At 73.7% G+C, this 19,871-nt stretch carries 20 protein-coding genes; 14 read left to right on the forward strand and 6 right to left on the reverse strand.

From position 1 onward, the window contains the following. Positions 1–26 precede the first annotated feature (26 nt). The gene (locus tag ACXJKA_RS05980) at positions 27–2,153 is read left to right on the forward strand and encodes a DNA gyrase/topoisomerase IV subunit B (RefSeq protein WP_456824264.1); all 2,127 of its coding nucleotides are present in this window, start codon (positions 27–29) and stop codon (positions 2,151–2,153) included. 15 nt (positions 2,154–2,168) lie between these two features. Here ACXJKA_RS05980 and ACXJKA_RS05985 read toward each other — a convergent pair whose 3' ends face one another. Then, positions 2,169–2,648 carry an AAA family ATPase gene (locus ACXJKA_RS05985; protein WP_456824265.1) on the reverse strand — a complete coding sequence of 160 codons (480 nt, stop codon included), beginning with the start codon at positions 2,646–2,648 and terminating at the stop codon, positions 2,169–2,171. Positions 2,649–2,731: 83 nt separating this feature from the next. Here ACXJKA_RS05985 and ACXJKA_RS05990 point away from each other — a divergent pair, with 83 nt between their 5' ends. Together ACXJKA_RS05990 and ACXJKA_RS05995 are read left to right on the forward strand one after the other, a co-directional pair. Beyond that, positions 2,732–3,763, forward strand: coding sequence for an N-acetyltransferase family protein (locus tag ACXJKA_RS05990; protein ID WP_456824266.1), 1,032 nt, complete (start codon positions 2,732–2,734; stop codon positions 3,761–3,763). A 119-nt stretch (positions 3,764–3,882) separates the two neighbouring features. Further along, complete coding sequence (locus ACXJKA_RS05995) at positions 3,883–4,629, forward strand: lysoplasmalogenase (RefSeq protein WP_456824267.1); 747 nt, start codon at positions 3,883–3,885, stop codon at positions 4,627–4,629. A 10-nt stretch (positions 4,630–4,639) separates the two neighbouring features. On the opposite strand, the gene ACXJKA_RS06000 is transcribed toward ACXJKA_RS05995, so the two are convergent. Next, positions 4,640–7,114: a DNA gyrase/topoisomerase IV subunit A gene (locus tag ACXJKA_RS06000; protein WP_456824268.1), complete on the reverse strand. Its 2,475-nt coding sequence runs from the start codon at positions 7,112–7,114 to the stop codon at positions 4,640–4,642. Between the two features lie 104 nt (positions 7,115–7,218). Between ACXJKA_RS06000 and ACXJKA_RS06005 the strand changes: the two genes are divergently transcribed. From ACXJKA_RS06005 to ACXJKA_RS06020, 4 genes are read left to right on the forward strand one after another with little or no spacing between them, the layout of a single operon-like run. After that, entirely contained in the window at positions 7,219–9,960 is a 2,742-nt protein-coding gene (locus tag ACXJKA_RS06005; protein WP_456824269.1) for a bifunctional acetate--CoA ligase family protein/GNAT family N-acetyltransferase, read from the forward strand. Between the two features lie 49 nt (positions 9,961–10,009). Continuing rightward, complete coding sequence (locus tag ACXJKA_RS06010; protein WP_370503395.1) at positions 10,010–10,585, forward strand: DUF5998 family protein; 576 nt, start codon at positions 10,010–10,012, stop codon at positions 10,583–10,585. Continuing rightward, positions 10,582–11,781 carry an alkaline phosphatase family protein gene (locus tag ACXJKA_RS06015; RefSeq protein WP_456824270.1) on the forward strand — a complete coding sequence of 400 codons (1,200 nt, stop codon included), beginning with the start codon at positions 10,582–10,584 and terminating at the stop codon, positions 11,779–11,781. The genes ACXJKA_RS06010 and ACXJKA_RS06015 overlap by 4 nt, the downstream gene beginning before the upstream one ends. Continuing rightward, positions 11,781–12,443, forward strand: coding sequence for a thymidine kinase (locus ACXJKA_RS06020; protein ID WP_456824271.1), 663 nt, complete (start codon positions 11,781–11,783; stop codon positions 12,441–12,443). Before ACXJKA_RS06015 ends, ACXJKA_RS06020 begins: the two co-directional genes overlap by 1 nt. Positions 12,444–12,453: 10 nt before the next feature. Here ACXJKA_RS06020 and sepH read toward each other — a convergent pair whose 3' ends face one another. After that, a complete protein-coding gene (gene sepH, locus ACXJKA_RS06025; RefSeq protein ID WP_456824272.1) occupies positions 12,454–13,494 on the reverse strand; it encodes a septation protein SepH in 1,041 nt (346 codons plus the stop codon). 121 nt (positions 13,495–13,615) lie between these two features. On the opposite strand from sepH, the gene ACXJKA_RS06030 reads away from it, so the two are divergent. From ACXJKA_RS06030 to ACXJKA_RS06040, 3 genes are all read left to right on the forward strand, one after another. Beyond that, positions 13,616–14,260: a trimeric intracellular cation channel family protein gene (locus ACXJKA_RS06030; RefSeq protein WP_456824273.1), complete on the forward strand. Its 645-nt coding sequence runs from the start codon at positions 13,616–13,618 to the stop codon at positions 14,258–14,260. A 4-nt stretch (positions 14,261–14,264) separates the two neighbouring features. Next, the gene (locus tag ACXJKA_RS06035; RefSeq protein ID WP_456824274.1) at positions 14,265–15,104 is read left to right on the forward strand and encodes an inositol monophosphatase family protein; all 840 of its coding nucleotides are present in this window, start codon (positions 14,265–14,267) and stop codon (positions 15,102–15,104) included. A 160-nt stretch (positions 15,105–15,264) separates the two neighbouring features. Then, a complete protein-coding gene (locus tag ACXJKA_RS06040; RefSeq protein WP_056090713.1) occupies positions 15,265–15,564 on the forward strand; it encodes a DUF4193 domain-containing protein in 300 nt (99 codons plus the stop codon). Between the two features lie 87 nt (positions 15,565–15,651). On the opposite strand, the gene ACXJKA_RS06045 is transcribed toward ACXJKA_RS06040, so the two are convergent. Continuing rightward, positions 15,652–16,140, reverse strand: a complete 489-nt coding sequence (locus tag ACXJKA_RS06045) for a DUF3093 domain-containing protein (RefSeq protein ID WP_456824275.1) — start codon at positions 16,138–16,140, stop codon at positions 15,652–15,654. 38 nt (positions 16,141–16,178) lie between these two features. Here ACXJKA_RS06045 and dut point away from each other — a divergent pair, with 38 nt between their 5' ends. The 4 genes from dut (at position 16,179) to ACXJKA_RS06065 (ending at position 18,591) form a co-directional block, all read left to right on the forward strand. Then, a complete protein-coding gene (gene dut / locus ACXJKA_RS06050) occupies positions 16,179–16,649 on the forward strand; it encodes a dUTP diphosphatase (RefSeq protein ID WP_456824276.1) in 471 nt (156 codons plus the stop codon). A gap of 64 nt (positions 16,650–16,713) precedes the next feature. Beyond that, on the forward strand, positions 16,714–17,475 hold the full coding sequence (locus ACXJKA_RS06055; protein WP_456824277.1) for a DUF3710 domain-containing protein: 762 nt from the start codon (positions 16,714–16,716) through the stop codon (positions 17,473–17,475). Further along, positions 17,472–17,840 carry an OB-fold nucleic acid binding domain-containing protein gene (locus tag ACXJKA_RS06060; protein ID WP_456824278.1) on the forward strand — a complete coding sequence of 123 codons (369 nt, stop codon included), beginning with the start codon at positions 17,472–17,474 and terminating at the stop codon, positions 17,838–17,840. The genes ACXJKA_RS06055 and ACXJKA_RS06060 overlap by 4 nt, the downstream gene beginning before the upstream one ends. Next, positions 17,833–18,591 (forward strand): DUF3159 domain-containing protein, encoded by a 759-nt coding sequence (locus tag ACXJKA_RS06065; protein WP_456824279.1) that lies wholly within the window; start codon positions 17,833–17,835, stop codon positions 18,589–18,591. The genes ACXJKA_RS06060 and ACXJKA_RS06065 overlap by 8 nt, the downstream gene beginning before the upstream one ends. On the opposite strand, the gene ACXJKA_RS06070 is transcribed toward ACXJKA_RS06065, so the two are convergent. Together ACXJKA_RS06070 and ACXJKA_RS06075 are read right to left on the reverse strand one after the other, a co-directional pair. Next, on the reverse strand, positions 18,524–19,198 hold the full coding sequence (locus tag ACXJKA_RS06070) for a potassium channel family protein (RefSeq protein WP_456824280.1): 675 nt from the start codon (positions 19,196–19,198) through the stop codon (positions 18,524–18,526). The genes ACXJKA_RS06065 and ACXJKA_RS06070 overlap by 68 nt on opposite strands. Continuing rightward, the gene (locus tag ACXJKA_RS06075; RefSeq protein ID WP_456824347.1) at positions 19,195–19,842 is read right to left on the reverse strand and encodes a potassium channel family protein; all 648 of its coding nucleotides are present in this window, start codon (positions 19,840–19,842) and stop codon (positions 19,195–19,197) included. The genes ACXJKA_RS06070 and ACXJKA_RS06075 overlap by 4 nt, the downstream gene beginning before the upstream one ends. Between the last annotated feature and the right edge of the window lie 29 nt (positions 19,843–19,871).

The following is a 19,871-nucleotide window of genomic DNA, read 5'->3' on the forward strand; positions in this document are numbered from 1 at the left end:
CAGGCCCGACGACTACCATCAGGGCCGTGACGACGACCTCCTCGCAGTCCGGCTACACCGCCCGGCACCTGTCCGTGCTGGAAGGGCTCGAGGCGGTGCGCAAGCGCCCGGGCATGTACATCGGCACGACCGACAGCCGCGGTCTGATGCACTGCCTGTGGGAGATCATCGACAACTCGGTCGACGAGGCCCTCGGCGGCCACGGTGACCGCATCGAGATCGTGCTGCACGCCGACGGTTCCGTCGAGGTGCGCGACAACGGCCGCGGTGTGCCGGTCGACGTCGAGCCCAAGACGGGCCTGACCGGCGTCGAGGTCGTGTACACCAAGCTGCACGCGGGCGGGAAGTTCGGTGGCGGCTCCTACGGTGCGTCGGGCGGCCTGCACGGTGTCGGTGCCTCCGTCGTGAACGCCCTGTCCGCCCGGCTCGACGTCGAGGTCGACCGCAACGGCCGCACGCACACCATGACGTTCCGGCGCGGTGAGCCGGGGACGTTCGACGACCGCGGCGGCATCGGACCGGACAGCCCCTTCGAACCGTTCGTGTCGGGCTCCGAGCTGGCCGTGGGCGCCAAGGTCGCCCGCGCCCGCACCGGCACGCGCGTCCGCTACTGGGCGGACCCGCAGATCTTCCCCAAGACGGCCGTGTTCGGATACGACGAGCTGGTCACGCGCGCCCGCCAGACGAGCTTCCTGGTCCCCGGCCTGACGCTGGTGGTCCGGGACGAGCGCGGCATCGCGGGCACCCCGGGCGCCGACGGGCCGCACGAGGAGACGTTCCTGCACAGCGGCGGTGTCGTCGACTTCGTCGACCACCTGGCGCCGGACACGGCCGTGACGGACACCTGGCACCTCACCGGGTCGGGCACGTTCACCGAGACGGTGCCGGTGCTCGACGACCGCGGGCACATGACCGCGCAGGAGGTGTCTCGGACCTGCGAGGTTGACATCGCGATGCGGTGGGGTACCGGCTACGACACCGAGGTGCGCAGCTTCGTCAACATCATCTCGACGCCCAAGGGCGGCACGCACCTGGCCGGGTTCGAGGCGGGTCTGCTGCGCACGATGCGCAAGGCGGTCGACGCGAACGCCCGGAGGCTCAAGATCTCGGCGCGCGACACCTCGGAGCGGATCGAGAAGGAGGACGTGCTCGCCGGGATGACGGCGGTGGTCACCGTCCGGCTGGCCGAGCCGCAGTTCGAGGGCCAGACGAAGGAGGTGCTGGGCACCGGACCGGTCCGCGCCATCGTCGCCAGGGTGCTCGACACCGAGCTCGGCGCGATCTTCGTCTCGCCGAAGCGCGACCACAAGGCGCACTCGTCGCTGTTGCTCGACAAGGTCGTCGGGGAGATGCGCGCCCGGCTCTCCGCGCGCAAGCAGAAGGAGATCTCGCGGCGCAAGAACGCGCTCGAGACGTCCTCGCTGCCCGCCAAGCTGGCCGACTGCCGCAGCGACGACGTCGAGCGCAGCGAGCTGTTCATCGTCGAGGGCGACAGCGCGCTCGGCACGGCCAAGCTGGCCCGCAGCTCGGACTTCCAGGCGCTGCTGCCCATCCGCGGCAAGATCCTCAACGTCCAGAAGGCGTCCATCACGGACATGCTGAAGAACGCCGAGTGCGCCGCGATCATCCAGGTGGTCGGTGCCGGGTCGGGTCGCTCGTTCGACCTGGAGGCCGCGCGCTACGGGAAGATCGTGCTGATGACGGACGCCGACGTGGACGGCGCGCACATCCGCACCCTGCTGCTCACGCTGCTGTTCCGGTACATGCGCCCGCTGGTGGAGGCCGGTCGGGTCTACGCAGCCGTGCCGCCGCTGCACCGCATCGAGGTCATCGGCGGTGGCGGGCGCAAGAACGAGTACGTCTACACGTACTCCGAGGCCGAGCTGGCGGCGACGCTGAAGAAGCTCGACCGGGCGGGCAAGCGCTACAAGGACGACATCCAGCGCTACAAGGGCCTGGGCGAGATGGACGCCGACCAGCTGGCGGAGACGACCATGGACCCGCGGCAGCGCACGCTGCGCCGGGTGACGGTCGAGGGGGCCCAGCGGGCCGAGGAGATCTTCGAGCTGCTCATGGGCTCGGACGTCGCGCCGCGCAAGGACTTCATCGTGGCCGGCGCCGAGGGACTGGACCGCAGCCGCATCGACGCGTGAGTCGGGACGGTCGCCTCAGACCGCCGGGTCGTCGAACAACCGCAGCTCCTCCTCGTCGGGAGGCTGGAAGAGCGACGCCCACGTCTCGAGGTGCTCGCGCGTGATCGGTGCGGCGCTCCACTCGCCCGCGGCGGTGCGCGCGTCGGCTCGCCGGACGAGCTCGTCGATCGGCGCGGAGAGGTAGTGCAGCTCCACCTCGGCTCCGAGGGCGCGCGACCCGAGCCGCTTCTCGTCCCTCTCTGCCCGGGCCCAGTGCCCCCACTCCAGGACGACGCTCTGACCCTGCCGGAGCAGCTCCTGCGTGAGGTCCCACAACAAGGCCTCGACACGCACGCGAAGGTCGTCGTCCCACACGTCGCCGCCGAGTCGGGTTACCCAGGTGTCCTTGTCGAGCCGGATCGCGGGCAGCTGGGCGGCCAGCCGACGGGCGAGCGTGGACTTGCCCGACGCCGGCAGTCCACAGATCAGCACGAGGCGGGCAGGGGACGTCGACACGCGAGCCATCGTGCCCGTTCCGGCGGGCGGAGAACCGTCTTTTCGGTTGCCGTCACGGGGGCGCCGCGGGGATGGTGGTCGTCGTGACCACCACCGATCTCGCGCCCATCGCCGTGCGCGCCGCCGCGCCCGCCGACGCACCCCTTCCGACCGGCACGCCCGGCCTCACGTGGCGTCCGCTCACGCGGGACGACGTGGCGGCACTCACCAGGCTCCTCGGGGCGGTCGAGGAGGCCGACGGCGCGCCGTACCGGACCTCCGCCGAGGAGATCGACGAGGAGTTCGACGGCGACTGGAAGGACCCCGCGCGCGACACGCTCGCGGGGGTCGACGCCGACGGCGTCATCCGGGCCTACGCGCGCGCGAACCAGCCGCCGGGCGACGTGCGGGTCGTCCGGGCCTTCCTCGACGGCGCCGTCGACCCGCTGTGGCGCGGGCAGGGGATCGGGCGCCAGGTGCTCGCCTGGGAGGTCGCGCGGGGTCGTCAGCTGCTCGCCGCGTCGGGCAAGGAGCTCCCGGGACGCCTCGCGGCGTTCACCGACGACGGGGCCGAGGCGACCGTCCGGCTGCTGCGGGCGGGCGGGTTCACGGCGGCACGGTTCTACGCCGAGATGCGGCGCCCCCTGGACGTCGAGCTCCCCGTGATCGAGGTGCCCGACGGGCTGAGCATCGTGCCGTGGAGCGCGGAGCTGGACGACCCGGTGCGGCTCGCGCACAACGAGGCGTTCGCCGACCACTGGGGGAGCGAGCCGCGCACGGCGCAGGACTGGGCGCAGGGGCGCAGCATGTTCGCCCCGGCGTGGAGCTTCGTGGCGGTCGACGACGCGACGGGCGAGGTGGCCGGGTACCTCGTGTCGGGTCGGTACGAGCACGACTGGCCGGTGATCGGCTACAAGGCCGGCTACACCGAGCTGCTCGGCGTGCGGCGCGCGTGGCGGGGCAGGCGGCTCGCGCCGGCGCTGCTGGCCACCGTGATGGCGGCGTATCGGGCCGACGGCATGGACATGGCCGAGCTCGGCGTCGACACCGCGAACCAGTCCGGGGCGCACCGGTTGTACGAGGGCCTGGGGTACGCCGTCTTCCACAGCTCGACGATGTTCTCGATCGAGCTCTGAGCACGCGCGCCGAACCGTCTCGCCTGGGCGCCCGCGCGGGTTAGCATCGGCGCGGCGGGACGACGAGGTCCGGCCGTTTTCTTCGCCGGACGAGGACGTCCGGCCTCGAGGAGGTCGCCGTGGGACGCTCGTTGTCCATGGCCGCGCGCACGTGGGTCGCGGTCTTCGTCGTGCTGGTGCTCGTGCAGCTCACCGCCGAGTGGACGGGGGCGCAGGATGTCGCCCGGGTCGCCCAGTGGCTGCTGATGCCCGCGCTCGCCGCGGTGGTGGCCTCCGCAACCCGCTGGCCCCGGGGTCACCTCGTGACGTGGGTGCTGGTCGCGCTCGGGTTCTCGTGGCTCGGGGACCTGGTGCCGTCCCTGGTCGCCGACGATGCCGCGTTCCTCGTGATGGTCGGCTTCTTCCTGCTCGCGCAGGTGGCCTACGTCGTGGCGTTCGCCCCGCACGTCCGGCGCTCCGTGATCTACCGCCGCCCGCTCCTGCTGCTGTCGTACGCGGCGGTGCTCGTCGGGCTCGTCGCCGCCTGCGCGCCCGGCGCCGGGAGCCTGCTGGTGCCGGTCGCGATCTACGGCGGCGTGCTGACGGCCATGGCCGTGCTCGCCACGGGGCTCGGCCGCCTCGCGACGGTCGGCGGAGCGATCTTCCTGCTCAGCGACAGCCTCATCGCCCTCGACGCGTTCGTGCCGTCGTGGGACCTCGCGGAGCAGGGCTTCTGGGTGATGCTGACGTACGTCGTCGGTCAGGGCCTGCTGGCGTCAGCGGTGATCGTCCGGAACGCCGCCGAGCGCCGCGCGCCGGCACCGCGGCCGGTCCGCACCTACGTCCAGCGGCCGCCGGTGCCGGACAACGTGGTCGCCCTGGTCTGACGCGGCGGCCTCAGCCGATCGCGTGCACCGGTGCCGCCAGCGCGGTGCCGGACATGTCCCGACGAGGGTCGAGGGGTGGCAGCTCGACCGGCTGTCCGGCGGTGCCGGTCGCCCACGCCGGTGCCGCACCTACCCACGCGAGGATGAGCGCGTCCTCGTTGCGCAGGAACCGGTGGGCCCGGACCCCGCCCGTCGCGCGCCCCTTGCCGGGGTAGACCTCGAACGGGGTGACCTTGGCCGAGCCCGCCTGGGTGCCGGGCAAGGCCCCGGAGGCACCGGCGACGGTGACGACGACCGCGCTCGTCAGCTGGTCGGCCCGGACGGCGCCGAAGGCCACCACTCGCTGGCCGGCGGCGAGCTTGATGCCCGCCATGCCGCCCGCGGCCCGGCCCTGCGGCCGCACGGCGGACGCGGGGAAGTGCAGCAGGGAGGCGTCGGAGGCGACCAGCACCAGCTCGTCGGTGTCGGTGACGGCGGCGACGCCGACCACCTCGTCGCCGTCCTTGAGAGAGATCGCCTCCCACGCGTCGCGGTTGCCGGGCACGTCGCCCGACGAGACCCGCTTGACGGTGCCCTGCACGGTGGCGAGGGCCAGCGTCGGGGCGTCCGCTGCGAGCGAGGTGAGCCCGACGACGCGCTCGCGGGGCAGCAGGGTCACCACCTCGCCGAGGGGCACGCCGCCGGACAGCGACGGCGCACCGTCGGTGGGGGGCAGGCCCGGCAGGTCCAGCACCGAGACGCGCACGATGCGGCCCTGGGAGGTCACCATGCCGATCTCGGCGCGCGCGGTCGCGGCCACCGCCGCCGAGACGACGTCGTGCTTGGCGCGGCGGGCACCCTCGACGCGGGGCGGCAGGTCCGCCGACGCCGTCCGCGCCAGCAGGCCCGTGCCGGACAAGAGGACCCAGCAAGGGGTGTCGGCGATCTCGAGCGGAGCGGCGGCGCCGCGGGCGGCGGGGGCTCCGGTGATCGATGTGCCGCCGGCCGACTCGAGCAGGATCGTGCGGCGCGGCGTGCCGTAGGTCGCGGCCACCTCGGCCATCTCGTCGGAGACCAGCGCGCGCAGCCGGGCGTCGTCAGCCAGGATCTCGCGCAGCTCCGCGATCTCCTCGGCCAGCTGCTGCTGCTCCTTCTCCAGCTCGATCCGCGAGAACTTGGTCAGGCGGCGCAGCCGGAGCTCGAGGATGTACTCGGCCTGCGGCTCGGACAGGTCGAACACGCTGCGCAGGCGGGCGCGGGCCGCGTCCGCGTCGTCGGACGTGCGGATGACCTGGATGACCTCGTCGATGTCGACGATCGCGACGAGCAGGCCCTCGACCAGGTGCAGGCGCTCGAGCCGCTTGGCCAGCCGGTACTCGGAGCGGCGGCGGACCACGACCAGGCGGTGCTCGACCCACACGACGAGCAGCTCGCGCAGGCCGAGCGTGCGGGGCTGGCCGTCGACGAGCGCGACGTTGTTGATGGAGAACGAGTCCTCGAGCGGCGTGTAGCGGTAGAGCTGCTCGAGCACGGCCTCGGGGTGGAAGCCCGTCTTGATCTCGATGACCAGGCGCAGGCCGTGCTGGCGGTCGGTGAGGTCGACGGCGTCCGAGATGCCGGAGAGCTTCTTGTTCTGGACGCCCTCCTTGATCTTCTCGATGACCTTCTCCGGGCCGACCGTGTACGGCAGCTCGGTGATGACGATGCCCTTGCGCTTGGGCGTGACGTTCTCGATCCGCGCGGTCGCCCGGGTGCGGAACGCGCCGCGACCCGTGCGGTACGCCTCGCGCACGCCGTCGAGGCCGACAATCTTGCCCCCGGACGGCAGGTCGGGTCCCGGCACGAACCGCAGCAGGTCCTCGAGCGTGGCGTCCGGGTGCATGACCAGGTGCCGGGCGGCCGCGACGACCTCGACCAGGTTGTGCGGCGCCATGTTGGTCGCCATGCCCACGGCGATGCCGGCCGCGCCGTTGACCAGCAGGTTCGGGATCGCTGCGGGCAGGACCTCGGGCTGGGTCAGCTTGTTGTCGTAGTTGGGGACGAAGTCGACGACGTCCTCGTCGAGCCCCGTCGTCATGGCCAGTGCGGCCGGCGCCATGCGCGCCTCGGTGTACCGGGGGGCGGCGGGGCCGTCGTCGAGCGAGCCGAAGTTGCCGTGGCCGTCGACCAGCGGCAGCCGCAGGGAGAACGGCTGGGCCAGACGGACCATCGCGTCGTAGATCGCCGCGTCGCCGTGCGGGTGCAGCTTGCCCATGACCTCGCCGACGACGCGCGCCGACTTCACGTACGGGCGGTCCGGGCGCAGGCCCATGTCGGACATCTGGAAGAGGATGCGGCGCTGGACGGGCTTGAGGCCGTCGCGGGCGTCGGGCAGGGCGCGCGAGTAGATGACCGAGTAGGCGTACTCGAGGAACGAGCCCTCCATCTCGGCGGCGACGTCGATGTCGACGATGCGCTCGACGAGATCCTCGGGCGGGAGGTCGGGGGTCGCGGGGCGACGCGCCATGGGTGCTGCTCCTCGGGGGCCGGTCTGCGGTGCGGCGACCATTGTGGACCGTGCGGGAGTCCTACCGGGCCGCGGCGCGCGGCACGCCGCACTACCGTGGCGGAATGGTGGACGTCACGGCTGACGACCTCCCACGACCGGTGCCGGCGTACCCGGCCTCGTGGGAGGCCGACGTCGTGCTGCACGACGGATCCACGACGCACGTGCGACCGATCCGGCCGCAGGACGCCGAAGCGCTCCAGGCGTTCCACGTCGGACAGTCCGAGCGGTCGACGTACCTGCGGTTCTTCGCCTCGCTCGAACGCCTGCCGGAGCGCGACCTCGAGAGGCTGGTCACGGTCGACCATGTCGACCGGGTCGCCCTGGTCGCGGTCGCGAGCCGCCCGCCCGCTGGCGGCGCAGACCAGGACGCCGTGGAGCAGATCATCGGGGTGGCGCGCTACGACCGGATCGGCGACGACGAGGCCGAGGTGGCGTTCAACATCGCCGACGCGCACCAGGGGCGCGGGCTCGGGTCGGTGCTGCTCGAGCACCTCGCCGCGGCCGCGCGCGAGCGGGGGGTGCGCCGGTTCGTCGCCGAGGTGCTGCCGCAGAACGGCCGGATGATCTCGGTGTTCCGCGACGCCGGGTACGCGGTGCGGCAGGTGACCGAGGACGGCATCGTCGCGGTCGGGTTCGACATCGACCCGACGGACCGGTCGCTCGCTGTGATGGCGGACCGCGAGCATCGCGCCGAGGCGCGCTCGATGCGGGACCTCTTGCACGCGAGCTCGGTGGTGGTCGTCGGACCGGGCACGGAGCCCGAGGGGACCCTCGCCGGGCTGTTGGCCGCGAGCGTGCTCGCGGACCTGCTCGCGGGCGACCCGTCCGTCGTCGTTCACGCCGTCGGGGTGCCCGGCACGGCGCAGGACCTTCGGCTGGCGGACGTGCCCGGGCCGGTCGAGCTCGCGGTCGTCGCGGTGCCGGCGGGTGAGGCGACCGACGTGGTGCGCGAGCTGTCCCGGCTCGGCGTGCGCGGGGTCGTGCTGCTCAGCGCGGGGTTCGCCGAGCAGGGTCCCGACGGGCTGGACCGCCAGCGCGCGCTGCTGCGGGCGGCCCACGGCGCCGGGATGCGCGTCGTAGGACCGAGCTCCTACGGGATCATCTCGACGAGACCCGGCGGGCTGCAGCTCAACGCCTCACTGGCGCGCACGCCACCCCCGCCGGGGCGCGTGGGCCTCTTCTGCCAGTCCGCCCCTCTCGCGGTGGCCGTCCTGGGCGCGGTGCGGCGCCGGGGGCTCGGGCTCTCGCAGTTCGTCTCCGCCGGGCACCGGGCGGACGTGTCCGGGAACGACCTCATGCAGTTCTGGGCCGACGACGAGGGCACGGACGTGGTCGGGCTCTACCTGGAGTCGTTGGGCAACCCGCGCAAGTTCTCGCGCGTCGCGCGGCGCCTGTCGCTGATCAAGCCGGTGATCGTGGTGACCGCCGGCCGGTCCGGTCAGGTGGTGCCGCCCGGCCACGCGGTCCGGCCTACCCACGCCCCGCCCCGCACGCTCGCGGAGATGCTGCGCCAGTCGGGCGTCGTCCGTGTGGAGAACACCCACCAGCTGCTCGACGTCGCGCAGGTGCTCGCGCACCAGCCGCTGCCCGCCGGCCGGCGCACCGCCATCCTGGCCAGCTCCGCCTCGGTCGCGGCGCTGGTCGCCGAGGCCTCGGCGGCCGCGGGCCTCGTGGTCAGCGGGCACGTGCAGCTGCTGCCGGAGGACGCAGCGCCCGAGCGGGTCCGCGCCGCCGTCGACGAGCTCTATGCCGACCCGGACAGCGACGTCGTGGTCGTCGTGCGCATCCCGACGGTCGGCGGGCCGGACGTCGCGCTGCAGCGGGCCGTGGCGGAGGCCGCCGCCAGGTCGGGACGGACCACGGTGGCCTGCATCTACGACCTGCACGGGATCACCACGGAGCTCTCGGCCGACGACCCGGAGGGCCGGCAGTGGACCGTGCCCGCCTACAGCACGCCGGAGGACGCGGCGCTCGCGCTCGGGCACGCCGCGCGCTACGCCCAGTGGCGCGCCGGTGACCGCGGCCGCCCGCTGCACCCGGTCGGTGCCCAGACGAGGGCCGCGCGCCGCCTCGTCGCCGGTTGGCTCGCCGCGGAGGCGTCGGGCGAGTCCGCGCTGGCTCTCGACAGCACGCGGACCGCGGAGCTGCTCGCCACCGTCGGCGTGGCGGTGCTGCCCTCGACGCGCGTGCGCGACGCCGACGACGCCGTGGCGGCCGCGGAGCGGATCGGCTGGCCCGTCGCCCTCAAGACCACCGTGGCAGCCCTGCGGCACCGCGCGGACCTGGGCGGGGTTCGGCTCGACGTCGCCGACGAGGCCGAGCTGCGCGCGGACGTGGCCCAGGTGCTCGAGCTGGCGGCCGGGCAGGAGTCGGCGGACGGCGACGAGCCGCTCGAGGTACAGGCGATGGCTCCGCACGGCTCGGCGTGCGTGGTGCGGTCGGTGGAGGACCCGCTGTTCGGCCCGATCATCAGCTTCGGGCTCGCGGGCGACGCCTCGGACCTGCTCGGTGACGTCGCCTACGGCGTCCCCCCGCTGACCGACGTCGACGTCGCCGAGCTGATCCGCTCGGCGCGGGCGGCGCCGCGGCTGTTCGGGTACCGCGGGCTGCCTGCGCTCGACGTCGCGGCCCTCGAGGACCTCGTCGCGCGGGTGTCGGTGCTCGCGGACGACCTGCCCGAGCTGCGCTCGCTCGAGCTCAACCCGGTCGTGGTCTCCGAGCACGGCGCGGTCGTGCTCGGCGCGCGTGTGGCGGTCTCCCGCGCGGACCGGGCCGACGCGACCCGGCGGCTGTCGAGGGTGTGAGGACGTGCGCGCTCGCAGGACACGACCCTCGGGGTGGGAGGATAGGCGGGTGCCCGCTGCTGCTCCCGCCCTGCACCATGACCTCCACCGTGCCGGCTACTACCCGGAGCTCGTCGTCGACGTGCTCGACGTAGCCCTCGCCGACGAGGAGGTCGTGGCTCACCTGGTCCACCCCGAGACGACGTTCGACGCCGCCGAGGTGCGCCGCCACGTCACCGTCCTGGTGCTGACCCCCACGCGCCTGGTCGTCGCCCACGTCGACGACCACCCGGCGGACTCCGAGCACCCGTCGGCATCCGCGTCGGCGACCACCGAGGCCGTGCCGCTGGCGGAGCTGACCTCGGTCGCGCTCACCCACGTGGTGCCGCTGCCCGAGAAGCACGTGCCCGGCCAGCCGGCGCAGGAGCTGACGCTCGTCATCGGCTGGGGTGCCGTCTCTCGGGTCGACCTCGAGCCGGCCACCTGCGGCGACCCCAGCTGCGACGCCGACCACGGCCTGACCGGGACGCTGGCGCCCGACGACGTCGTCGTGCGGGTCAGCTCGGCAGCCGAGGGCGTCGACTCGGTCCGCGCCGCCACCGCGTTCGCGCGGCAGCTGTCGGCGGCGAGCGCGCGGGTCCGATGACCGACCTCGAGGTGCCGACCGCCCTGCCGACGTCCGCGCGGGCACGCGCCGCGTTCGAGGCCGCGGACCTGGTCGCGCCGAGCTCGGAGTACCCGTGCCTCGGTCGGGTCCTGCCCGCGATCGCCGGCGCGATCGGCGTCGACGACGTGGCCGAGGCGGGGCTGTCCCAGGAGCTGCTCGGGCTGCCCTCGGCCTCGCGCGTCTGCGTCGTGCTGGTCGACGGGCTCGGCCACACCAACCTCGCCGAGCGCGCGGGGCACGCGCCGTTCCTGCGGCGTCGGCTCGGCGACTCCACGCCGTTGACCAGCACCTTCCCGTCCACGACCGCGACCGCGATGGGTACCTTCGGGGTCGCGATGCCGCCCGGGCGCACGGGGATGCTGGGCTACACCGTCCGCGATCCGGCGACGGGCGAGCTGGGCAACCTCGTCAGCTGGACCGGGTTGCCGCCCGCCCGCGAGTGGCAGCGGGAGACGACCGTGTTCGAGCAGCTCGTCGCCGCCGGCACGACCGTCACCAGCATCGGGCCCGCCCGGTTCTCCGGGTCCGGGCTCACCGAGGCCGCCCTGCGCGGCCCGACGTACCGGGCGGCCGAGTCGCTCGCTGCCCGGGTGGACGCGACGGTCGACGCGCTGCGCAAGCCGGGCGTCGGGTACCTGTACTGGGGTGAGGTCGACAAGGCCGGGCACCACCACGGCTGGGGCTCCTGGCAGTGGGGCGACGCCCTGGCCGAGCTCGACTCCGAGCTCGGCCGCCTCGCGCGGATGCTGCCGCGCGACACCGTCCTGGTGATCACCGCCGACCACGGCATGGTCGACGTCGACCGAGCGGCGCGCTGGGACGTGGCGACCGACCCGGCGCTCGGCAGCGGTGTCGAGCTGGTCGCGGGGGAGCCGCGGGCACTGCACCTGCATCTCTCGGCCGGCGTCGAGGCGACCGCGGTCGCGGACCGGTGGCGCGACGTCCTGGGTGGGTCCGCGGTCGTCGCGACGCGCGACGAGGCGGCGGCGGACTCGTGGTTCGGCGAGATCTCGGAGCACGTGCTGCCCGTCATCGGCGACGTCGTGGTCGCGATGACCGGCCGGGCGACGGTGGTCGACTCGCGCACCCAGAGCCCGGCGTCCCTCGACCTGGTCGGCGTCCACGGCTCCCTGACGCGCCACGAGATGCTCGTGCCGTGCGTGGTGGTCGCCTGATGGCCGAGCTGGTCTTCTTCTCGGGCACCATGGACAGCGGCAAGTCGACGCTCGCGCTGCAGATGCACCACAACCACGCGGCGCGCGGTCGGGACGGGGTGCTGTTCACGCGCCACGACCGGGCCGGGTCGGCGACCATCTCCTCCCGGCTCGGGCTCACGCAGCGCGCGCACGAGGTGGACGACTCCACCGACTTCTGGGCCGACGTCATCTCGCGCCGCACGCACGGCCGGCCCGTCGACTACCTCATCGGCGACGAGGCGCAGTTCTACACCGCGGAGCAGGTCGAGCAGCTGGCCCGGGTGGTCGACGAGCTCGGCGTCGACGTCTTCGTCTTCGGCATCTCCACGGACTTCCGCGCCCGGCTCTTCCCGGGCGCCGCCCGGCTTGTGGAGCTGGCCGACCGTGTCGAGGTCCTGCAGGTCCGCGCGCTGTGCTGGTGCGGCGCCCGCGCCACCCACAACGCCCGCACGATCGGCGGCGCGATGGTGGTCGAGGGCGCGCAGGTGGTGGTGGGCGACGTCCAGGCCGGTGCCGACGAGGTCGCCTACGAGGTGCTGTGCCGTCGGCACCACATGCGCCGGATGACGGCGTCGGCCGCCCGCGCGTCCTCGGTGACCGCGCAGACCCTGACGACGTCGGTCGACGAGCTGAGTCTGTAGCTGCGGAGACCTACTCCGGTTTGGCCCCGAACACGATCTCGTCCCAGCTGGGCACCTTCGCCCGCCCGCGCCGCGCTCGAGGGCGCTCGTCGTCGTCGTGCTCGGCCGCCGAGGCCGCGGGCGTGGTGACGGGCTCGGGCACGGCGGCCGGCGGGGGATAGACGACGGCCTCCTCCTGCGCGTCGGCGGGGTGGGCGCCGGGAGCCGACGCGTCCAGCCGACCGAAGTCGAAGGCGTGCTGCGGGCCGAAGCCCTCGAACGCCTCGGTGTCGTCGTCCTCGTCGCCCAGCTCGACCGCCTGCCGCACGCCGCGGCGGCTGCGCAGGTCGTCGAGCAGGGACGCGGTCTGCTCGTGCGGGTCCGGCGTCGGCTCGTCGGCCTCCACAGCGGCGTCGTCGGCGCGCAGCGTGGGCCCGTCGCCGCCCTGGAAGTCGAACACGACGTCACGGACGGCTGCGAGGTGCCGCCGGGACACCGGCTCGTCCGCGATCTCGGTCTCCGACAGCCAGCGCGCCTCGTCCTCGTCGGCGACCACGGTGCGCTTCGCCGGGTCGAACGTCCAGCGGGCCTCGCGCTCGACGTCGTCGACGGCGAACCGGGCCAGCACGACCCAGGGACCGGACGCGTCGCGGGCGGCGTCCCACGCGAGCGAGGCGTGATCGACACCCCGGGCAGCGAGCCGGTCGGTGACCAGGTCGCCCAGGGTCGGCGCACCGACGTCGCGGCCGACCCGCGTGCCGCGGGCCTGCTCGGCGATGTGCTCGCGCTCGGCCAGCACCGGGCCCTCGTACCGGCGGACGCGCTCGACGGGAAGGCCCGCGTCGTCCGCGACCTCCTGCGTCGTCGCGCCCGCGCGGATGCGGGCCTGGATCTCGCGGGGGCTCAGTGTCCCCGCGCTCTCCGCGCGCAGCTGCTCGAGCTGCGGGCGGTCCCGGCGCACGGCCGCGCGCAGCGGTTCGTCGATGCGCAGGCGAAAACGCGCCCCGTCCGGGGCCACCAGAACGAGATGCTCCCCGTCCTCGTGCAGACCCACCAGCTCCAGCTCACCCATGCGACCTCCCGGTAACTCGGCACGAGCCTGCCACCGATCGGTCGCCACGGCGCGCACCCGGGTCGGTGCGCCGCGGAACGGCGCACCGCGAAGGTGCGCCGGGTGCCCGCAGGACGCTGCCATGATCGCCCGCGTGGACACGGACATCCCCCTCGAACCCGTGCTCGAGCTCATCGGCGTCTTCGTCGGCGCGATGTCCGGCGCCCTGGCCGCGGTGCGCAAGCAGTTCGACGTGTTCGGCATCCTCGTGCTCGGCTGGGCTGCCGGCCTGGGCGGCGGCATCCTGCGCGACGTGCTCATCGGCGCGGTCCCGCCGGTCGGCATCTCGAACTGGCGGTTCATCGTCACGGCGGTGGCGGGCGCGACCCTCATCTACTTCTTCCACCCGCGCCTCGAGCGCGCGCGACGGTTCATCGTCGTGCTGGACGCCGGTGCTCTGGCGCTGTTCAGCGTCGTGGGCACCACCAAGGGGCTCGAGTACGGGACGACCCTGACCGCCGCCGTCGTGGTCGGCGTGATGACCGGCGTGGGCGGTGGCGTGCTGCGCGACCTGCTGTCGGGTGAGGTGCCCGTGGTGCTGCACCACAGGCAGCTGTACGCCATCCCTGCCGTGCTGGGGTCGAGCGTGACCGCCCTCCTGTGGTGGCTCGGCGCCGTGACGCCGGCCGCCAGCGTCGCAGTCGTGCTCGCCGTGTTCGGGCTGCGCGTCCTCGCGCTGCGCTACCAGCTCAAGGCCCCCGGTCCGTGGCGCGGCAGCGTCCGCTGACAGGATGGGCGCCGTGAACCCCGACACGCCCGACCAGATCCGCACGCTCGTCGACGTGGCCGAGGCACTGGCCCGCGAGGCGGGGGCGCTGATCCTCGACGGCCGGCGGCGGCACGTGTCCGTCGCGGCGACGAAGTCCAGCGCACAGGACGTGGTGACGGCGATGGACCTCGCCTCGGAGGCGCTGCTGCGGCGACGGCTGGCCGAGCTGCGGCCCGACGACGGGATCCTGGGGGAGGAGGAGGGTTTCCAGGCGGGCACGTCCGGGATCACGTGGGTGGTCGACCCGATCGACGGGACCGTCAACTACCTCTACGGGCTCCCGGCGTACGCGGTGTCGGTCGCCGCGGTCGTCGGTCCTCCCCAGCCGGCGACGTGGACCGCGCTGGCCGGGTGCGTCTTCGCCCCGGAGGACGGCCGGACGTACACCGCGGGACGCGGGCTGGGCGCGCGGCTCGACGGGCGCGTGCTGCAGGTGAACGCGGCGCGAACGTTGATCGACTCCCTGGTGGGCACGGGCTTCGGATACACCGCGTCCCGGCGCACGTCACAGGCGCGGATCGTGGCAGAACTGTTGCCGCGGGTACGTGATATTCGTCGCGTCGGATCGGCCGCTCTGGACCTGTGCACGCTCGCCGCAGGCGGCCTCGACCTCTACTACGAGCGCGGCCTGCAGCCGTGGGACCTGGCCGCGGGCGCGCTCGTCGCCCAGGAGGCGGGTGCGCAGGTCACAGGCCTGCGGGGGCAGCCGGCGCAGGAGGCGATGACCGTGGCCGGTTCGGCCGAACGGGTGACCGAGCTGATCGCCCTGCTGGAGGGCCTCGGAGCCGATTCCGACGGCTGAAAACGCTCCCACGGGCGGTGTGACGAAAATGGTCGCGCGTCCGGTTCGCTCAGGGATCGAAAGTGGTGCAGAATCCACCGCGCGCGGGAACAAAAAGCACGTCGAGTGCATTGATCCCGCGTACGAGATTCCATCCAGACCACGGAGTGTGACGCCACACATGGCTACCGACTACGACGCCCCGCGCAAGACCGAGGAGGACCTGAGCGAGGACTCGCTCCAGGAGCTCCAGGCTCGGCGCTCCGACAAGAACTCGGGCGTGGTGGACGAGGACGAGACCGAGGCCGCCGAAGGGTTCGAGCTCCCGGGCGCGGACCTGTCCGGCGAGGAGCTCTCCGTGCGCGTACTGCCTCGGCAGGCGGACGAGTTCACTTGCTCGAGCTGTTTCCTGGTGCACCACCGCAGCCAGCTCGCCTACGAGCGCGACGGCCGCCCCGTGTGCTCGGAGTGCGCCGCCTGAGCGCGTTCCCCGCACCACGACCGACCTGAGGGCCGATCACCCCGCAACCCGGGGTGACCGGCCCTCCGGCGTCGGCGCGCGCGGCGCTCAGGCCGTGAGGGCAGCGGCGAGCTCGGCCGGGTGGCGGGTCGAGACCACCCAGTACGGCGTCGGGTCCTGCGGGTCGCGCAGCTCGACCCGGACCGCCGTGTGGATCCAGCCGCGCAGCACGAGGTGGGCCCGCGCGTCGAGCCGCGGCCCGAGCTCGGCCTTCGTCTCCGCGGCGTCCAGCGCCACGACGGCACCGAGCAGGGCCAGGGGGATGTGGGCGCCGCCCGCGCGGAACGTGCCGTCCCGCACGTCGATCCGGGGCGCGGCCACCACCAGGACCGCCGCGCCGGCGACGACGACGACCAGACCGACCGCCGCGGCGAGGCGGACGTCGACGGGGACGAACGCGATCGACATCATCACGGCGAAGACCACCAGCAGCACCCAGCCGAGCGGGCCGAGCCAGAGCCGCTCGGCGTACGGGGTGGCCGGGGCGTGCCCGTCGGCGGGGGTGGGCAGCCGGGAGCTGTGCGGAGCGTCGGGCATGCACCCAGCATCCCATCCGGCGGGTAGGGTCTGGCCCCGTGACGGCCGACCCCAGCACCGAGGTGCTCCTGCTGCGCCTCGACCCCGACCTGCCCGCTCCCGCGTACGCGCACCCGGGCGACGCCGGCGCCGACCTGGTCTCCAGGATCGACGTCGTCATCCCGCCGCATGGCCGTGTGACGGTACCCACGGGCGTGGCCATCGCCCTGCCGGACGGGTTCGCGGCGTTCGTGCACCCGCGGTCCGGGCTTGCGATGCGGCACGGGCTCACCATCGTCAACGCGCCGGGCACCGTCGACGCCGGCTACCGCGGCGAGATCGCGGTGACGCTGCTGAACACGGACGTCGAGCACGCGCTCGAGCTGCACCGGGGCGACCGGATCGCGCAGCTGGTGGTGCAGCGCGTCGAGCGGGTGCGCTTCGTGGAGGTCGAGCACCTGCCCGGGTCGCACCGCGGCGAGGGTGGCTTCGGCTCCAGCGGCGGCTGGAAGGCTGCACCGAGCGCATAGGTCGGGACTACTGTCGACTGGTAGGCAACTGATGCGCGCGAGCGCGTCGAAGAGGAGTGAGCACGTGGCGCTGTTCCGGCGTGGTGGGAAGGATCCCGCCTCCGATGACGCGGTGGAGAACGAGACCGCGAGCGACGTGACGGTCGACGGGGTGAGCACCGACGAGCCCGAGGTCGCGGCCCCGGTGGTGGTCGCGCGGACCGGTGGCCCGTGGGACGCCTCGCAGGTCGACGACGACGTGCCGCGCGTGGACCTCGGCGCGATCCTGCTGCCGGGTGTGCAGGGCATGGAGCTTCGGATGGAGATCGACAAGGCGACGGAGGTCGTGTCCGCGGCGTCGATCCTGCTCGACGGGTCGTCGCTGCAGGTGCAGGCCTTCGCCGCGCCGCGCACCGAGGGCATCTGGGACGAGATCCGGGCGGAGATCGCGGAGTCGGTCACGCAGCAGGGTGGGTCGGCCGACGACCTGCCCGGTCCGTTCGGACGCGAGCTGCTGGCCCGCCTGCCCGTCCGGACTCCCGAGGGGCGCACGGGTCACCGACCCGCCCGGTTCATCGGCGCCGACGGGCCGCGCTGGTTCGTGCGCGGCGTGATGACGGGCCGCGCCGCGGTGGATCCGGCGGCCGCGACCGCCCTCGAGCAGCTCTTCGCCGGCATCGTCGTGGTGCGCGGCACCGACGCGCGCCCGCCCCGCGACCTGCTGACGCTGCGGCTGCCCGGCCCGGGCACGCCGAACCTCGAGGAGGCCGAGCCCGTCGAGGAGCCGCCGGCCACCCCCGACTTCGACCCCCTGACCCGTGGGCCCGAGATCACGGAGACCCGATGAGCCTCAAGGAACGGCTGAAGAAGGCCGTCGCGTCCCAGGCCGAGATCGAGGCCGACGAGGAGCGCGCCGACGCCCACCGGTCGGTCGGGTGCACGCCCGTCGACCAGCTGACGGACCGCTCGCGCGCGAGCGTGTCGGGCGTCATCCGGTCGGTCACGCTGCGCCCGCGCGAGGGCGTTCCCGCGCTCGAGGCGGAGCTCTACGACGGCAGCGGCTCGCTCGACCTCGTCTGGCTGGGGCGCCGCGAGATCGGCGGCGTCACCCCGGGCCGGCGCCTGAAGATCGAGGGCCTCGTGTGCCTGATCGACGGTCGGCGCACCGTGTTCAACCCGCGCTACGAGCTGCGGCCGCGTCCCGGTGAGTGAGCCGGACCAGGGATCCGAGGCCGGACCCCTCGACGCCATCGACGACGTCGTCCCGCCCGAGGAGGGCGGCCTGCGCGGGATGCGCGCGCTCACGGCCGAGCAGTTCTCCGCCGCCGACGCGGTCGGCGGCGTCCGGGGCGTCGTCGAGTCCGTCGCGCCCGGCCTGCTGTTCGTCGTCGTGTTCATCGCGTCCGGCCAGAGCCTGGCCCCGGCGCTGATCGCGGCGTCGGGCGCGGCGGTCGTCGCGGTGATCGTCCGGCTGGTGCAGCGCACGCCCGTGACCCAGGCGTTCTCGGGACTGCTGGGCGTGGGCATCGGGGTGGTCTGGGCCTGGCGGTCCGGGGACGCCTCGAACTACTTCGCCTACGGGCTCTGGGTCAACGTGATCTACCTCGTCGGCACCCTGGCCTCGATCCTCGTCGGCTGGCCGCTCGTCGGCCTCGTGATGGGGCTCTTCCGGCCCGAGGGTCCCCTGTCGAGCAACGGCTCGTGGGGCGCCGCCGTCGCGTGGCGTGCCGATCCCGTGCTGCGTCGTCGGTACGCGCTGGCGACCTGGCCGTGGGTGGCGATGTTCGCGCTGCGGCTGGTCGTGCAGGTCCCGCTCTACCTGGCCGACGAGGTCGCGTGGCTCGGCACGGCAAAGCTCGCGATGGGTCTGCCGCTCACGGCGCTGACGCTGTGGCTCAGCTGGTCGCTGGTCCGCGGGTCAGCAGCACTTCCAGCTCGGCCTCGTCCGCTTCCCGAGCCGTGACGAACAGCAGCTCGTCCCGCCCCTCGAGCGTGTCGTCGGGGCTGGGCGCGATCGGTCGCGCGTCGCGCACGATGCACGCGAGCACGGTGTCGGCCGGCCACTCGATCTGACCGACGCGGACGCCCGCCAGGGGCGAGTCCTCGGGCAGCGTGAGCTCGAGGATGTCCGCGCGGGACTGGTGGAACGTGAAGATCCGCACCAGGTCGCCGACGGTCACGGCCTCCTCGACCATTGCCGTCATGATCCGCGGCGTCGACACGGCGACGTCCACGCCCCAGGCCTCGTCGAACATCCACTCGTTCTTCGGGTTGTTCACGCGGGCGACCGTGCGGGGGACGCCGAACTCGGTCTTGGCCAGCAGCGAGATGACGAGGTTCGCCTTGTCGTCCCCGGTCGCCGCGACGACCACGTCGGCCTCGTCGGCCTTGACCTGGCGCAGCGTGGGGAGCTCGCACGCGTCCGCGAGCAGCCAGTCGGCGTCGGCGACCTGCGAGACCCGCATGGCGGACGGCTGCCGGTCGATGAGCGTGACCTCGTGGCCGTGCCCGAGCAGCTCCCGCGCGATCGAGCGGCCGACCGAGCCGGCGCCCGCGATGACGACCCTCACGCCTCCACCACCGGCGGCGTGGTGAGGATGCGTTCGACCTGGGCGGACGCGTCCGCCCGCATGAGCACGTGCACGGTGTCGTTCTCCTGCAGGACGGTGGTGGACGTCGGCAGGATGCCGTCGCCGTAGCGGGTGACGTACGCGACGCGGGCGCCGCTGGACTCTTCGAGGGCACGCAGCGGCTTGCCCACCCAGCCCTCGTGGACGTCGATCTGCGAGAGCTGGATCTGGCCGGACGCGTCGCGGTACTCGTCGGAGGTGCCCATGGGCAGCAGCCGGCGCAGGACCTGGTGGGCGGTCCAGGTCACGGTCGCCACCGTGGGGATGCCGAGCCGCTGGTAGATCTCGGCGCGGTGGGGGTCGTAGATGCGCGCGACGACGTTCTCGATGCCGAACGTCTCGCGCACCACCCGGGCGGCCAGGATGTTCGAGTTGTCGCCGTCGGAGACCGCGGCGAACGCGAACGCGTCCTCGATGCCGGCCTGCGTGAGCGTGTCGCGGTCGAAGCCGAGGCCGGTGACCTTGTTGCCGCCGAAGTCGACCAGGCGCCGGAACGCGTCGGGGTTCTGGTCGATGACCGAGACGGAGTGTCCGTTGTCCTCGAGGCTCTTGGCGAGGGTCGCCCCGACCCGGCCGCATCCCATGATCACGAAGTGCACAGTGCGGCACGCTA

It is taken from the genome of Cellulomonas sp. P5_E12 (assembly GCF_054049315.1).